At 73.5% G+C, this 15068-nt stretch carries 16 protein-coding genes; 6 read left to right on the top strand and 10 right to left on the bottom strand.

The annotated features are described in order from the left end of the window. The first annotated feature begins 40 nt into the window (after positions 1–40). Positions 41–1318: a thymidine phosphorylase gene (locus ACIRD3_RS28880; protein ID WP_402222421.1), complete on the top strand. Its 1278-nt coding sequence runs from the start codon at positions 41–43 to the stop codon at positions 1316–1318. A gap of 64 nt (positions 1319–1382) precedes the next feature. On the opposite strand, the gene ACIRD3_RS28875 is transcribed toward ACIRD3_RS28880, so the two are convergent. Then, on the bottom strand, positions 1383–1937 hold the full coding sequence (locus ACIRD3_RS28875) for a Uma2 family endonuclease (protein ID WP_402222418.1): 555 nt from the start codon (positions 1935–1937) through the stop codon (positions 1383–1385). A 26-nt stretch (positions 1938–1963) separates the two neighbouring features. Then, positions 1964–3253: an MFS transporter gene (locus tag ACIRD3_RS28870; protein WP_402222416.1), complete on the bottom strand. Its 1290-nt coding sequence runs from the start codon at positions 3251–3253 to the stop codon at positions 1964–1966. 92 nt (positions 3254–3345) lie between these two features. Here ACIRD3_RS28870 and ACIRD3_RS28865 point away from each other — a divergent pair, with 92 nt between their 5' ends. The 3 genes from ACIRD3_RS28865 to ACIRD3_RS28855 all read left to right on the top strand — a co-directional run bounded on the left by ACIRD3_RS28865 (position 3346) and on the right by ACIRD3_RS28855 (position 6218). Further along, entirely contained in the window at positions 3346–4314 is a 969-nt protein-coding gene (locus ACIRD3_RS28865; protein ID WP_402222414.1) for a LysR family transcriptional regulator, read from the top strand. Positions 4315–4464: 150 nt separating this feature from the next. Beyond that, complete coding sequence (locus ACIRD3_RS28860; protein WP_402222411.1) at positions 4465–5622, top strand: adenosine deaminase; 1158 nt, start codon at positions 4465–4467, stop codon at positions 5620–5622. Positions 5623–5843: 221 nt separating this feature from the next. Next, positions 5844–6218, top strand: coding sequence for an ATP-binding protein (locus tag ACIRD3_RS28855; RefSeq protein ID WP_402222408.1), 375 nt, complete (start codon positions 5844–5846; stop codon positions 6216–6218). Positions 6219–6301: 83 nt separating this feature from the next. On the opposite strand, the gene ACIRD3_RS28850 is transcribed toward ACIRD3_RS28855, so the two are convergent. Next, entirely contained in the window at positions 6302–6487 is a 186-nt protein-coding gene (locus ACIRD3_RS28850; protein ID WP_402222406.1) for a PspC domain-containing protein, read from the bottom strand. Between the two features lie 398 nt (positions 6488–6885). On the opposite strand from ACIRD3_RS28850, the gene ACIRD3_RS28845 reads away from it, so the two are divergent. Then, complete coding sequence (locus ACIRD3_RS28845; RefSeq protein ID WP_402222404.1) at positions 6886–8211, top strand: hypothetical protein; 1326 nt, start codon at positions 6886–6888, stop codon at positions 8209–8211. A gap of 81 nt (positions 8212–8292) precedes the next feature. Here ACIRD3_RS28845 and ACIRD3_RS28840 read toward each other — a convergent pair whose 3' ends face one another. The 5 genes from ACIRD3_RS28840 to ACIRD3_RS28820 form a co-directional block, all read right to left on the bottom strand. Further along, a complete protein-coding gene (locus tag ACIRD3_RS28840) occupies positions 8293–8838 on the bottom strand; it encodes a hypothetical protein (RefSeq protein WP_402222402.1) in 546 nt (181 codons plus the stop codon). 188 nt (positions 8839–9026) lie between these two features. Then, positions 9027–9635, bottom strand: coding sequence for a VanZ family protein (locus ACIRD3_RS28835; protein WP_402222399.1), 609 nt, complete (start codon positions 9633–9635; stop codon positions 9027–9029). Positions 9636–9735: 100 nt separating this feature from the next. Continuing rightward, positions 9736–10065: a hypothetical protein gene (locus ACIRD3_RS28830; protein WP_402222397.1), complete on the bottom strand. Its 330-nt coding sequence runs from the start codon at positions 10063–10065 to the stop codon at positions 9736–9738. Further along, positions 10062–11606: an ATP-binding protein gene (locus ACIRD3_RS28825; RefSeq protein ID WP_402222394.1), complete on the bottom strand. Its 1545-nt coding sequence runs from the start codon at positions 11604–11606 to the stop codon at positions 10062–10064. The genes ACIRD3_RS28830 and ACIRD3_RS28825 overlap by 4 nt, the downstream gene beginning before the upstream one ends. A gap of 64 nt (positions 11607–11670) precedes the next feature. Beyond that, positions 11671–12348 (bottom strand): response regulator transcription factor, encoded by a 678-nt coding sequence (locus ACIRD3_RS28820; protein ID WP_030257458.1) that lies wholly within the window; start codon positions 12346–12348, stop codon positions 11671–11673. A gap of 591 nt (positions 12349–12939) precedes the next feature. On the opposite strand from ACIRD3_RS28820, the gene ACIRD3_RS28815 reads away from it, so the two are divergent. Further along, the gene (locus tag ACIRD3_RS28815) at positions 12940–13602 is read left to right on the top strand and encodes a SigE family RNA polymerase sigma factor (RefSeq protein WP_360265355.1); all 663 of its coding nucleotides are present in this window, start codon (positions 12940–12942) and stop codon (positions 13600–13602) included. Between the two features lie 174 nt (positions 13603–13776). Here ACIRD3_RS28815 and ACIRD3_RS28810 read toward each other — a convergent pair whose 3' ends face one another. Both ACIRD3_RS28810 and ACIRD3_RS28805 read right to left on the bottom strand, forming a co-directional pair. Continuing rightward, positions 13777–14415, bottom strand: coding sequence for an ATP-binding protein (locus ACIRD3_RS28810; RefSeq protein WP_402222391.1), 639 nt, complete (start codon positions 14413–14415; stop codon positions 13777–13779). A gap of 55 nt (positions 14416–14470) precedes the next feature. Beyond that, positions 14471–14875 (bottom strand): hypothetical protein, encoded by a 405-nt coding sequence (locus ACIRD3_RS28805; protein ID WP_402222388.1) that lies wholly within the window; start codon positions 14873–14875, stop codon positions 14471–14473. Between the last annotated feature and the right edge of the window lie 193 nt (positions 14876–15068).

The raw sequence follows: 15068 nt of genomic DNA, 5'->3' as shown, positions 1-15068 counted from the left end.
TCAGAACCCCACGCTTTAAGAAACCGCACTGGGAGCACGCATGGACGCCATCTCCGTCATCAGGACCAAGCGCGACCGCGGAGAGCTGAGCGACGCTCAGATCGACTGGGTCATCGACGCCTACACCCGCGGCGAGGTCGCCGACGAGCAGATGTCCGCCCTGGCCATGGCGATCCTGCTGAACGGCATGCAGCCGCGCGAGATCAGCCGCTGGACCGACGCCATGATCCGCTCCGGCGTCCGGATGGACTTCTCCTCGCTGCCGCTGCCCACCAGCGACAAGCACTCCACCGGCGGCGTCGGCGACAAGATCACCCTGCCGCTCGCCCCGCTGGTCGCCGCCTGCGGCGCCGCGGTCCCGCAGCTCTCCGGCCGTGGCCTCGGCCACACCGGCGGCACCCTGGACAAGCTGGAGTCCATCCCCGGCTGGCGCGCCCTGCTCTCCAACGAGGAGATGATGGACGTCCTGCGCGACGCCGGCGCCGTCATCTGCGCCGCCGGTGACGGCCTGGCGCCCGCCGACAAGAAGCTGTACGCGCTGCGCGACGTCACCGGCACCGTCGAGGCGATCCCGCTGATCGCCTCCTCGATCATGTCCAAGAAGATCGCCGAGGGCACCGGCGCGCTGGTCCTGGACGTCAAGGTCGGCTCCGGCGCGTTCATGAAGAACCTGGACGACGCCCGCGAGCTCGCCCGCACCATGGTCGGCCTGGGCACCACCGCCGGGGTCAACACCGTCGCCCTGCTCACCGACATGTCCACCCCGCTCGGCCTCACCGCCGGCAACGCGCTGGAGGTCCGGGAGTCCGTCGAGGTCCTGGCCGGCGGCGGCCCGGCCGACGTCGTCGAGCTGACCCTCGCGCTCGCCCGCGAGATGCTCGCCGCGGCCGGCGTGCACGGCAAGGACCCGGCGGACGCGCTGCGCGACGGCTCCGCGATGGACCACTGGCGCCGCATGATCGCCGCCCAGGGCGGCGACGTGGACGCCCCGCTCCCGGTCGCCCGCGAGCAGCACGTCATCCCCGCGCCCGCCTCCGGCGTGCTCACCGAGCTCGACGCCTACGCCGTCGGCGTCTGCGCCTGGCGCCTGGGCGCCGGCCGCGCCCGCAAGGAGGACCCGGTGCAGGCCGGCGCCGGCGTCGAGATGCACGCCAAGCCCGGTGACACCGTGGTGGCCGGCCAGCCGCTGCTGACCCTGCACACCGACACCCCGGAGCGCTACGACTACGCCATCGAGGCCCTGGCCGGCGGCATCACCGTCGCCCCGGCCGGCACGGAGTTCACCCCGAACCCGATCGTGCTCGACCGTATCGCCTGATCCTGGTCGACCAGTGGTCGAAGGGAGCCGTACCCGCTGGGTACGGCTCCCTTCGTGTGTGAGCTCAGGCGTAGGTCCGCAGGACGCTGGTGTCGAGGGTCCAGGGACCCACCGTGATCGTGTCGCCGAACTTGAACTTCTCGCGGGAGTCGTAGCCGGGGCCGTCGTGGATGATTCCGGTGCCTTTTCGGGGGTCGACGAGGAGATACATCGGAATACCCATGGCCGAGTAGTCGCGGACCTTGCCGTGGTAGTCGTTCTCAGGGTTGGACTTGGAGACGACCTCCACGACGAGAAGGATCTCGTGGGGGAGGAAGGCGGGGTTGTCGTCGTCCAGATTCGCCTCCGGGAAAACCATCAGGTCCGGGTTCCGGAGCCGGCCAAGGCCCACGTCCTCCAGGTCCGCGCCCCCGTGGGCGATGTACCCCGGATGAGTCTGGGGCAACTGGGCGTTGAGCTGTCGGGCGATGCGCAACACGGCGAGCTCGTGGCGCTTCACCGGCGACATCGTCACGACGATCTGACCGTCGGCGATCTCGATCTTCCCTATCCCCGGCACCTTCGGCAGCTGATCCGCGATTTCAAGCAGCCTGGCGTACGCAGCAGGATCGATGCTCATGTCCCTGAGGGTATCGGCGCCCGCTGTCAAGCGTCCGCGACCGCTCGCCTCGTGGTGTGCGCCTGGTGGGTTGCGTAGAGGGTGACGGCGGCGGCCAGGGTCATGGCGGTGAGGCCGACGGTGGCGGCGCCGGGCCAGCCGGTGGCGTGGTAGGCGTCGGCGCCGAGGGTGCCGCCGAGGCTGTTGCCGAGGTAGTAGGCGATCAGGTAGAGCGCGGAGGCCTGGGCGCGGCCCTCGGTGGCGGTGCGGCCGACCGCCGAGGAAGCGGTGGCGTGGCCGGCGAAGAAGCCGGCCGTGATCAGGACCAGTCCGAGCAGGGCGCAGACCAGGGACTCGGCGAGGGAGAGCAGCAGGCCGGCCGCGGTCACGCCGATGGCGGCGTAGAGGGCGCCGCGGCGGCCGAGCCGGCCGCAGAGGCGTCCGGCCGCGGCGGAGGTGCCGGTGCCGACCAGGTAGACCACGAAGATCGAGGCGGCGACCGACTCCGGCAGGTGGAACGGCGCCCCGATCAGGCGGTAGCCGACGGTGTTGTAGACCGCGCCGAACACGGCCATGAACAGCAGCCCGAGCGCGTACAGCCGCAGCAGCAGCGGGTTGCGCAGGTGCCGTCCGACGGTGCGGGCGAGCGCGCGGGCGTCCACCGGCGCGGGGGTGAAGTGCCGGGCGGCGGGGATCAGCAGCCGGAAGGCGAGGGTGGCGAGCAGCGCGAGGGCGGCGGAGGCGGCGAGGCCCCAGCGCCAGCCGAGGGCGGCGGCGGTCCAGCCGGAGACCAGCCGGCCGCCCATGCCGCCGATGCTGTTGCCGGCCACGTACAGGCCCATCGCGGAGGCCAACGCGCTGGGGTGGACCTCCTCGGCGAGGTAGGCCATCGCGGTGGCCGGGAGCCCGGCGAGGGCGGCGCCCTGGAGGACCCGCAGCGCGACGAGGGTGGTCAGGTCGGGTGCGAAGGGCAGCGCGAGGGCCAGGGCGGAGGCGGCCAGGGTGGAGGCCGTCATCACCGCGGTGCGGCCGTACCGGTCGGAGAGCGCGCTCGCCGGGAGCAGGCCGAGGGCGAGTCCGAGGGTGGCGGCGGAGGCCGTCCAGCTGGCCTGGTCGGGGGTGAGTCCGAGGTCGTCCGAGAGGACCGGCAGCAGGCCCTGGGTGGAGTAGAGCAGGACGAAGGTCGCGATCCCGGCGGCGAACAGGGCGAGGTTGGCGCGGCGGAAGTCGCGCCCGCCGGGGCGGTGGCGGTCGTCCCCGGCGGGGCGGTCGACGGGGGTGGTGGCGGCGTGGGCATCCGGTGCGGGCACGGATGCCCTGGTACTGGAGGGCTGCATGCCGTTGACCGTAGGCCCGGCTCGCTTGATGCGTCCAATGCATGAAGCGGGGATGATCGATGCACTGGCGTATGAGTCGAGGTGGTGGCGGAATGGCGGTGGCCGAACCGGTGGACGGCGGGGACCAGCGGTACCGGGCGGCCGAGTTGGGGGCGGACGAGCCGGCCGTCCTGCTCGCTCCCCGGCTGGCGCAGTTCGCGGCGGTGGCCCGGCTGGAGCACGTGACGCAGGCGGCCGCGCTGCTCGGGGTGCCGCAGCCGACGCTGTCGCGCGCGGTGGCCCGGCTGGAGGAGGAGCTGGGCGTGGACCTGCTGGCCCGTCAGGGCCGTACGGTGCGGCTGACCAGGGCGGGCCGGCTGCTGCTGGCCTCGGTGGAGCGGGCGCTGGCCGAGGTCGAGCGCGGCGCGCGGGCGGCCCGGGCGGAGGCGGACCCGGAGGTGGGGCTGGTCGCCTTCGGCTTCCTGCACACGATGGGGCCGGACGCGGTGCCGGCGCTGCTGCGCGGCTTCCGCGCGGAGCACCCGCGGGTGCGGTTCCAGCTGGTGCAGGACTACGGGGCGGCGATGCTGGAGCGGCTGCGGGCCGGTGAGCTGGACCTCTGCCTGGTGGCGCCGTTGCCGGACGATCCGGCGTACACCGCCCGTCCGCTGGACGAGCAGCGCCTGAACCTGGTCGTCCCGGCGGACCACCGGCTGGCCGGGCGGCGGCGGATCCGGCTGGCGGAGGTGGCCGAGGAGCCGTTCGTCGGACTGGAGCAGGGGTACGGACTGCGCGCGATCACGGACGGCTTCTGCGCGGAGGCCGGGTTCGTCCCCCGGCTGGCGTTCGAGGGCGAGGAGGCGGAGACGCTGCGCGGGCTGGTGGCGGCGGGGCTGGGGGTGGCGCTGCTGCCGCCGGCCCTGGTGCCGCGGCCGGGAGTGGTGGAGCTGGAGGTGACGGCGCCGCGCACCCGGCGGGCGATCGGGCTGGCCTGGGTGACGGGGCGGCCGCTGGCCCCGCCGGCGGCGGCGTTCCGGGACTTCGTGCTGTCCCGGCGCGGACGGCTGATCCAGCACGACTGACGCGGCCGTTCCGGAGGGCTGCCGGGGTTCCGTCAGTGTCGTGGCTTTGGCGGATCGTATGGACCGGTCGGTGGAATTCCGGGCGGAGTTTGGACCATCCGGTGGTGTCCGCGGTGGTGGGTCTACGCGCGTAGGGGCTATATTTCCGCAATGGAAAAGCAGATCCCCGTCACCACCGCGGGCACCGGCCCGCGTGTCCCCACCGCCGACCAGATCCGCCGCGCGCCGAAGGTCCTGCTGCACGACCACCTCGACGGCGGGCTGCGCCCGGAGACGGTGGTCGAGCTGGCCGCCGCCGTCGGCTACCAGGGGCTCCCCACCACCGACCCCAAGGAGCTCGGCGAGTGGTTCCGTGAGGCCGCCGACTCCGGCTCGCTGGTCCGCTACCTGGAGACCTTCGCGCACACCTGCGCCGTGATGCAGACCCGCGAGGCCCTGATCAAGGTCGCCGCCGACTGCGCCGAGGACCTGGCCGCCGACGGCGTCGTGTACGCCGAGGTCCGGTACGCCCCCGAGCAGCACCTGGAGGCCGGCCTGACCCTGGACGAGGTCGTCGAAGCCGTCCAGGAGGGCTTCCGCCTCGGCGAGGCCAACGCCCGCGAGGCCGGCCACCGGATCCGCATCGGCACCCTGCTGACCGCGATGCGGCACGCCGCCCGCTCCACCGAGATCGCCGAGCTGGCCAACCGCCACCGCGACCAGGGCGTGGTCGGCTTCGACATCGCGGGTGCCGAGGCCGGCTACCCCCCCACCCGCCACCAGGCCGCCTTCGACTACCTCAAGGGCGAGAACAACCACTTCACCATCCACGCGGGCGAGGCCTTCGGTCTGCCGTCGATCTGGGAGGCCCTGCAGTGCTGCGGCGCCGACCGGCTCGGCCACGGCGTGCGGATCGTGGACGACATCACGGTGGGCGAGGACGGCTCGGTCGAGCTCGGCCGGCTGGCCGCGTACGTGCGCGACAAGCGCATCCCGCTGGAGATGTGCCCCACCTCCAACATCCAGACCGGTGCGGCCACTTCGTACGCCGAGCACCCGATCGGCCTGCTCAGCCGGCTGAAGTTCCGGATCACCGTGAACACCGACAACCGGCTGATGAGCGGCACCAGCATGAGCCAGGAGTTCGGGCACGTGGTGGAGGCCTTCGGCTACACGCTGGGCGACCTGGAGTGGTTCACGGTGAACGCGATGAAGTCCGCGTTCCTGCCGTTCGACGAGCGACTGGCGATGATCAACGACGTGATCAAGCCGGGCTACGCCGAGCTGAAGGCCGAGTGGCTGTTCAGCGCGGGCTCCGGCGGCAACTGAGCCGGGGGAACGTGCTGTCGAAGGTCGGATGAACGGCCAGCTCCGGTACGGAAGTTGGCGTTCATCCGACTAGTCACTCGGGTGAGTGAACGCCCTTTGGTTCTCACGCGACCGGCTCACTACGGTGTGCCAGTCATTGCCGATCAGGCACGGTGGCCGTCGCCCGTTCGCCGGTCCCGTGCACGAGGTCGGCCACCGACGAGGACCCAAGGGGACGAACCATGAAGCAGGCTCTCAAGGCCGCCGGCACCGCGGCGCTCGGCATCGCCATCGCGGCGGTCGGCGCCGGCACCGCCTCCGCCGACGCCGCCCCGGCGCCCGGCGGCCTCGGGCTGCCCACCGGCGCGGTGACGAACCCCGCGGTGACCGGGGCGGTCACCGACACCGCCGGCAAGCTGCCCGGCGGCGACAAGGTCACCGGCGCGCTGGGCACCCTCGCCCCGACCGCCGGCCACGCCGCCGCCCCGGCCGCCGACACCGCGCCGCTCGCCGGCGTCACCCAGCAGCGCGGCGCCGTCCCGAGCGTCCCGGGCCTGGACAAGACCCCGATCGGCGGGCTGACCAACACCCTGCCGCTGCCGGGCCTGGCCGGCTGATCCGAGCCCTCGGCGCGACGACGGGCCGCCCGCCCCCGGTGATCCCGGGGACGGGCGGCCCGTCGGTGTTTCCCGCCGCCGGCTCACGGCTCCTGGGGGAGGAGCAGCCACAGGGCCAGGTAGATCAGGAACTGCGGGCCGGGCAGCAGGCAGGAGAGCAGGAAGATCAGCCGGACGGTCCACGGGGTCAGCCCGAAGCGGGCGGCGATCCCGGCGCAGACGCCGGCGATGACACGGTTGTGGCGGGGGCGGGCGAGGCGAGCGCTCATGGTTGACTCCTGGTCTCTCCGCACGGTGGCGGCCCGGTCCGGCCGGTCCGGCGGGGTGTTTCCATACTCCGCCGCCGCCGGCCCGTTATCCTCCGCCCGGCAGGTGATTCCCCACCCCGAAGGTTCACCGGGGAGGCGTACCCGGACCTCGGGGTCGATCTCGGGGTGACCCTGAGGGCGGGCGTCCGTCCGGGCCCCCGAAGGGTCGCGCCATCCCCTGGCGGGGGCGTCGAAACGGCTCGATATGATGCCGCAGTCGCTGTTGGTCGGGGGGCGGAACATCGGCGCGCCATCGCCTTGAAATGGCCTCTCGCGCAAGCGATTTCACGTTCTGGTGGGTTCTGTCCGCATTCTCTCGTGAGGTTACCTTGCGCACTCGGCACCGCAGATTCCTGGCCGTGACCGCCGCGGTCACGCTGGCCTCCGGCTCGGCCGTGGTCGAGGCCCCGGGCGTCTTCGCCGCCTCGGGGACGGCCACGACGGCCCAGGGCCCCCAGGCGCAGTCCTCGCCGGTCACGGTGGCCTTCGGCGGCCTGCCCGGCACCGTCAAGGCGGGCAGCGCACCGGTGGAGTTCACCGCGACGCTCAGGAACACCGCCGACCACCAGATGGACCTGCTGCCGTCCACCGTCGTCCTCGGGGACACCGGCACCGGCACCAAGCCGAGCCAGTTCAAGCTGGAGTACCAGGCGCCCGGCGGGCCGCAGTGGCAGGACGCCAAGGTGACCGCCACCATCGCCGGCGGCCTCTGGCAGCTCGACCCGCCCGCCGTGCCGCACCTCGCGGCCGGTGCCGAGGCGGTCTACCGGCTGCGGCTCACCGTCGCCGCCGACACCCCGGGCGGCCGGGTGACGCCGGGCTTCAACGCCATCGTCTCGGACCCCACCCTGCCGCCGGAGCAGCGGATCTCCTCCGCGATGAGCGGCTTCCCGGACCTGCTCGTCACCCCGGCGGTCACGCCGACCACCCCCGCGCCCACGCCCGCCGCCACGGCCGAGGTCAGGCTCGACGGGGTGCCCGCCGCCTTCACGGCGGGCGGCGAACCGAAGCCGTTCAAGCTGGTCTTCACCAACAACAGCGGCAGGGACCTCCGCGTCCTGCCCGCGATCGTGTTCCAGGGGGCGACCGAACTCCCCTCCGAGGTGGTCCGGTTCGAGTTCCGGAAGGCCGACGGGAGCTGGCTGGAGGGCACCCCCGGGGGCAACTCGGAGCATCCGGGCTGGCTGTACTTCGGGCTGCGGACCGGCGACAAGAACACCGATGTGATCGCCCTGCCGAAGGGGGAGACCCGCACGGTCGACGTCCGGCTGTCCTTCACCACGGACGCCCCGGCCGTCGCCCAGTCCCTGGCGGCCCTGGCGGGCAGCCTGCCCGGCGAGGGGGAGCGCGGGAGCGAGGCGTCCAGCCCGAAGGCCGACTTCACGATCGGGCCCGCGGCGGTCTCCACCGCCACCCCGACGCCCGTTGCCCCGGCCACCCCGGCGCCGACCGAGGCCCCGCCGTCCAGCGCTCCGGTCGTCCCGGTCGCGCGGCCCACCGGTGCGGCGCCGAGCCCCGCCGCGGAGCACCCCAGAGCCGTCCCCGCCGCGGCCCCGGCCGCGGACACCCGGCTGGCCTCCACCGGCGGCGGCACCGCCGCGGAGCCGATGGCGATCACCGGGGCGGTCGCGATCGCCCTCGGCGTGGGCACGCTGGTGGTGGCGCACCGCCGCAAGCGCGCCTAGCGCCGGACAAGCGGGAAGGCCCGTCCGTCACCTTCTCGGTGACGGACGGGCCTTCCGGCGTTCGTGCGGCGTGCGGCCCGATCAGCCGGCCGGCTGCTGCGGCGGCTGCGGCTGGCCGGGCTGGGCGTACGGGTTGTCCGCCACCGGCTGCGGCGGGACGCCCGGCTGGTAGGGCGCGGCACCCTGGGGCGCGGCCGGCGGGACGGGGCCACCGGCCTGCGGCGGCACGGGCGCGCCCGGCTGCGGGGCGTTCGGGTTGTACGGCGCCTGCGGGGCGTTGGGGTTGTACGGCGCCTGCGGGGCGTTGGGGTTGAACGCGGCGGCCTGGGCGGGGGTCTGCTGCTTGGCGTTGCTGCGCTCGACGATCGCCTTCACCGAGTAGACGATCATCGCGATCGGCAGGATGAACACCTTGAAGAAGATGTAGTACGTGCCGCCCTCGAAGACGAACACGAGGTAGTAGGCGTACCCCAGGAACCCGAGGCCGATGATGACGTTGAGGACTCGCAGACCGGCCTTCAGCCCGCCGGCGACGGCGCCGAGGCCCACCATGAGGACGCCGCTGATCGCGAGCAGGACGGCGTACCAGGAGAACAGCGGTTCGGCGCTGAAGTCGAGATTGTTCAAGGGGGGGTTCCTGTGGGACGGAAGAAAGAACGGCACAGCCGTTTGGGGACGAGAGCGCACAGTACTGGAGGCGGCTGACATTCGTCGCCGCCTTTACGTCACGGTGTCGTTGCGCTCTGCCCGAAAGGCAATTGACGCGGTGGGAAATGACTGGATATGAGGTGCTGCGCGTCCTTTGACCGTGCGGCTCAGCGGCCGGGCGGCGTCGGCTCGGCGTAGGCGTGCGGGCGCCCGACGGGCGCGACGGCCGCGACCCGGGTGACCGTGGCCACCGGCGGGACGGCCAGCACGGACACCCGGGGGGCCCGCGGCCGGCGCTCCCGCAGCAGGTGCCGCAGGCCGGGGACCAGCGCGAGGTGGACGGCGGCCACACCGATCACGGCGAACAGGATGTGGTCCACGTTGAGGACGTGCCCGGGCGTCCAGGAGGAGAGGAACTCCAGCCCCGTCGCCAGCAGCGCCGAGGCGCCGGTGGTCCGCAGGAAGGACGGCAGCCAGGGTGCCCGGAGGCGGCCGCCGGCCAGCGGCAGCAGCACGCCCAGCGGGGCCAGCAGCAGGAGCTCGCCGACCACCTGCCAGACGGTGGAGGAGCGGAGCGAGGCCAGCGGCGTCAGGTTGGCGTCGTACACCCAGGCCACCGGCAGCGGTCTCAGCACCAGCCAGAGCACCAGCGCCAGGTGGCAGGCCAGGCCCGCCAGTCCGGTCAGCCGGAGGGAACGGTGGACGGCCGTCGCCGGCCCGGTCTCGGTCCCCGTGCCGGAACGCTCGTCGCGTGTCCTGGTGCCATCTCGCTGCACGGGGGGAAGGACGTGAGCCGGTGGCACGGCGGTTCCACACCGGGCGTGAACATTCCCGGCCGCGCCCCCGGCGCCCGCCGCTCCTCGTCCGGAGGGGCGGTCACTTGCAGGGGGCGGCGGTCGGCACCGCGCCGAACACGTTGTCCGGCGGCGGGCTGCCCGGCGTCACCGGGGTGGGCGAGGGGCTCGGGCTCACGGAGCCCTTGGCCACGCCGCGGCTCGGCGTCACGGCCGGTGCGGGGCCAGGCGGGGTGGCCAGCGCGGGCGGTACGCGCGGGGTGGTCGGGCAGGCCGTCCGGCTGGCCGGGGCGCCGGCGTCGACCGGTACGGCGGTCGGCCGGATGCCGCAGCCGGAGGCCAGCGCGAGCAGGAACACCACGCCGGCGGTGCGGCGCAGGGCGGTACGGGTGGTGCGGGTGGGGGCGGTCACGTGGCGTCCTTGTCGTCCTCGGCGGCGTCGCGGCCGGGGCCGCCCTCGCCCGCCGACGGCGGAGGCGGCGGGGCCAGCGGCAGTGTCAGGGTGAACACCGCGCCGACCTCCCCGTTGGCCGCCGTGATCGTCCCCCCGTGTATCCGGGCGTTGGCCATCGCGATCGACAGGCCCAGCCCGCTGCCCTCCGAGCGGGCCCGCCCCCGGTCCGCCTTGTAGAACCGGTCGAAGACGTGCGGCAGCACGTCCTCGGGGATGCCCGGGCCGCTGTCGGAGACCTCGACCACGACCGACTCCCCGGCCTGCCGGACCTTGACCCGCACCGGCGAGCCGCCGTGCTTGAGGGCGTTGCCGATCAGGTTGGCGAAGACCACGTCGAGCCGGCGCGGGTCGACCACGGCCAGGATGCCGCGCGGGGCGTCCACCTCGACGGCGTCGTACCAGGCCCGGCCGTCGATGCAGGACATGATCAGGTCCGCGATGTCCACCTCGTCGGCGACCAGCTTGGCGGTGCCGGCGTCGAAGCGGGTCACCTCCATCAGGTTCTCCACCAGGTCGGACAGCCGCCGGGTCTCGCTGACCACCAGCCGTACGGCCGGCTCGATCATCGGGTCCAGCGACTCGGCCTCGTCCTCCAGGATGTCGGTGACCGCCGTCATGGCGGTCAGCGGGGTGCGCAGTTCGTGCGACATGTCGGCGACGAACCGCCGACTCTGCGCCTCGCGCGCGCTCAGCTCCTCGACCTGCTCGTGCAGCGACTCCGCGGCGCGGTTGAACGTCCGGGCCAGATCGGCGAGTTCGTCCGAGCCCTCGACTTCGAGCCGGGTGTCCAGGTGCCCCTGGCCGAGCCGCCGGGCGGCGTCGCCGAGCCGCTTGACCGGCCGCAGCACGGTGGCCGAGGCGGCCTGGGCGAGCAGTGCCGAGCCGATCAGCGCGAGCAGGGTGGCGATGGCCAGCGACCAGCCCAGGGTGTTGAGGTCGGCCCGCTCGTTCTCCAGCGACTTGAACATGTACGCCGTCGGGCCGTTCGGCACCACCTTGGTGCCGCCGATCACGAACGGCCGGCCCTCCAGGTTCTGGCGCTGCCAGTACAGGTGGTACGGGTACGGGTTGCTCTCGGAGACCTCGCGCGGCTTGGCGACCGTGGACTGCAGCGCGGCCGGTACGTCGGCCAGCGTGAAGTGGGTGGGGTCGGAGGAGGTCGCCGGGCACTCCGGGTGCGCCGGGTCGACCACCACCACGTCGTAACTCAGACCGGAGCTGGCCACGTTGGACGCCAGCGCGGCCAGCTCGGGGCAGGCGGCGTCCAGCGGCAGCTCGGAGACGTTGCGGCTGAGCGAGACCCGGAAGTCGTTCAGCGCGGTGTCCTGGGCGCGCTTGAGCACCGCGTCGCGGTTCAGCCAGTACGCGATGCCGGAGGCCGAGACGGCGGCGAGCAGCGCCACCGCCGCGAACACCGCGATCAGCCGCACCCGCAGGGAGCGCAGCCGGCGCCACCGGCCCGCCGGGAAGCGCCGGGCAGTCTTCTGATGATCGGTCACAGGAGCCTGTCGTGGTACGGGAGTTCGGGAGTTCGGGATTCGGAGAGCCGGGGGCGGGGGCGGGTCAGGCCGGCGGGTCCAGCCGGTAGCCCACCCCGCGCACGGTGCGGATCAGCGTCGGCGCGGACGGCACGTCCTCGACCTTGGCCCGCAGCCGCTGGACGCAGGCGTCCACCAGGCGCGAGTCGCCGAGGTAGTCGTGCTCCCAGACCAGCCGCAGCAGCTGCTGGCGGGAGAGCGCCTGTCCGGGGCGGCGGCTGAGTTCCAGCAGCAGCCGCAGCTCGGTCGGGGTGAGTTGGAGGTCCTGACCGTCCTTGGTGACGGTCATCGCAGCCCGGTCGATGACCACGCTGCCGTACGCCGAGGAGTCCGAGCTCTCCCGCTCGCCGCGCCGCAGCACCGCCCGGATCCGGGCGTCCAGCACGCGCGGCTGCACCGGCTTCACCACGTAGTCGTCCGCGCCGGACTCCAGACCCACCACCACGTCGATGTCGTCCGAGCGGGCGGTCAGCAGGATGATCGGCAGCTGGTCGGTGCGGCGGATCCGCCGGCACACCTCGAAGCCGTCGATTCCGGGCAGCATCACGTCGAGCACGATCAGGTCGGGCCGCTGCTCCTTGAAGAGCCTCAGACCGTCCTCGCCGGACGCGGCGGTGGCCACGCGGTGGCCCTGGCGGGTGAGGGCGAGTTCGAGGCCGGTCCGGATGGCGTCGTCGTCCTCGATCAGAAGGAGGAAAGGCACGGCCCCATTTTGGCCCACCCGCAGCCCCGAATCACCCCCCGGAGCGATCACCGCCCGCACGGGAACCGGAACGAGCGCCACCGGCGTCCGGAACGGAGGGAGGCGGACCGGGGCGAAAGCCCCCCGCCTGTGACACCCCTGTGACAGTCGGCGGACAGCGCCATCACAACCGGCGGGCAGGATTTTCCATGTCGCCGCAGGACAGCGGGCCGCAAGGCCGGCTGGAGGGCGGCTACCGGAACCGCTCGAACCGCAACAAGGGGGCGCACGATGAACGCCATGCTTCAGACCCGGACCAACCCGGCTGTCCGCACCGCGCGTTCGTCAGCCACCGCCCACCGCACCCGGTACGAGATCAGGACCGACGAGAACTCCGGTGCCGTGACCGTACGGGGGTGCGCGCACAGCACCGGGGGGAACCCTGCCGCACGCCGGGTGAGCGGCGGTGGCAGGACGGGGGAGCTGTACGGGATCGGCCGGCTGGGGAGTTCGGTCGACTCCGCCAACACCCTCACGCTGCGGGGGATCCTCCCCGTCCGCGTCGAGGGCACGGACACCCCGGGGGGGAACCGGGGTACCGGGGGGAACGGTCTGCGCACGGTCGGTTCGGGGGAACCGTCCGGTCGCGAGGCCGCCGGTGCGACGCTGCTGCGGCTGAACCCCGCCGCGGCCCGCACCACCGAGGCCGGACAGGGAGGCGCGCAGGGGGAGCACTCGGCCGCCGCGGAGGACCACATCACGGAGTTCACCGCGTACGTGCGCGAGCGCCGCGCCTCCCTGTACGCCACGGCCTACCACCTCACCGGTGACCGCTACGAGGCCGAGGACCTGCTGCAGAGCGCGCTCTTCAGCACCTACCGGGCCTGGGGCCGGATCACCGACAAGGCCGCGGTCGGGGGCTACCTCCGCCGCACCATGACCAACCTGCACATCTCCGCCTGGCGGCGCCGCAAGGTCAACGAGTACCCGACCGAGGAGCTGCCGGAGACGGCCGGTGACACCGACGCGATGGGCGGCACCGAGCTGCGCACCGTGCTCTGGCAGGCGCTGGCGAAGCTGCCGGAGAACCAGCGGACCATGCTGGTGCTGCGGTACTACGAGGGCAAGACCGACCCGGAGATCGCCGACGTGCTGGGGATCAGCGTCGGCACGGTCAAGAGCAGCATCTGGCGCGCCCTGCGCCGGCTGCGTGACGACGAGCACCTGAACAAGTCGGGCGACACCGTCCGGGCGTTCGGCGAGCTGGTCGCGTAACGCGGCCGTCCGCGCGGCGCGGCGAAGGACTCCCGTCGGGGGACGGGAACGGACGGTCACGGTCCGGGGGCAGAGGCTCGGGGGAGCATGCCCGTGGGGGAGCCGAGGACCGTTCGGGAAGGGCGAAGGGCCCGGTGCGGGGGAGACGCACCGGGCCCTTCGTCGTGTTCCCGTTCAGACGGCGGAGAGCTCCCGCCGGCCGGCCGCGGCGCGGATCCGCCGCGCGGCCTCCGGGCCGGCGCACGCGTACGAGCCGAGCGCGACCTGCCGCCCGACGATGGAGCGCTCGGCCCGCATCAGCCGGAAGCCCCGGCGCAGCAGCACCGGCAGCGACTTGCGGCCCTCCCGGACGTCCCGGCGCAGTCGGCGCCAGGCCGTGGTGAGCGCGCCGTTGCGCAGGCACAGGGCGTCGCCGAGCAGGTCCTCCTCGGCGCACTCGGCGGTGATCTCGGCGGCGAAGATGCCCTCCGCGATGAAGGCCCCGGCGCCGTCCAGGTCCAGGACGCGGGTGCCGATCCGGCCGTTGTCCGGGATCGAGTACACCGGCACGTCGGCGCGGCCGTGCTCGTGCAGGGCGCGGATGACGGCGACGGCCTGGTCGCGGTGCCAGGCGAGCGGGGAGTCCCAGTCGACGGCGCCGTCGGGCAGCCGCGGCAGCGTGGGGTCGTCCCCGTCCTTGTAGAAGTCGTCGAGCTGGAGCACCGGCAGGCCGCTGAGCTCGGCGAGCGAGGACTTCCCCGACCCGGAGGGCCCGGAGAGCAGGATCACCCGGGCAGGCCCGGTCGGTGCGGGGTTCATGGGGGAGTCACTCACGGGACACCAGTCTGACGCATCCGGGCCCGTTACCGAAACCGGTCGGCGCGGACTCCTACCCCGGGTGCGCCCCCGACCGGGGACCGGCGAGGGCGGCGTGGAGCACCGGGAGGTAGCGGCTGTCCACCTGGAGGTAGACCAGGCCCTCGGCGCCGGGCGGCAGGTAGGCGGTGGCGGCCCAGTCCTGGCTGTGCCAGGTGTCGGGCTCGGGCTCGTGGAAGGCACCCCCGGAGGGCAGTTCGCGCCGGTCGGCTTCGCGCGTGACGAGGACCACGGCTCCGGCCCCGGGCGTGATGTGCAGGCTGCCGTTGACGTAGTCGGGCTGCCGGTCGGTCCGGGCCGAGCAGGGCACCCGGACCGGACGGCCGGCGGCCAGCCGCCGCGTGGTGCGGGCCACGTGCCACCTGCGGTAGAAGCCGTCCGCGAAGAGTGCCGTCAACTCGCCGATGAGCTCGCCCATGCGTCCCCCTTCGTCCGTCCCCGTCAGCGGTGATTCTGGCCCGGCGGGACGGGCGGGCGGGAGCGGCGAAAGTCGGCGGTGGCGGTGACGAAAGTCGTTGCGGGACGGCCGGGATCCGGCGGAACGCCGACGGACCCGCGCCAGGGGGGGGAGAGGCGCGGGTCCGTCCAATGACCGTCCGGGCCCTGGGGGG

This window comes from Kitasatospora sp. NPDC093550 (genome assembly GCF_044764985.1).
Classification (GTDB): Bacteria; Actinomycetota; Actinomycetes; order Streptomycetales; family Streptomycetaceae; genus Kitasatospora.
This window is presented reverse-complemented; position numbering and strand designations above follow the sequence as displayed.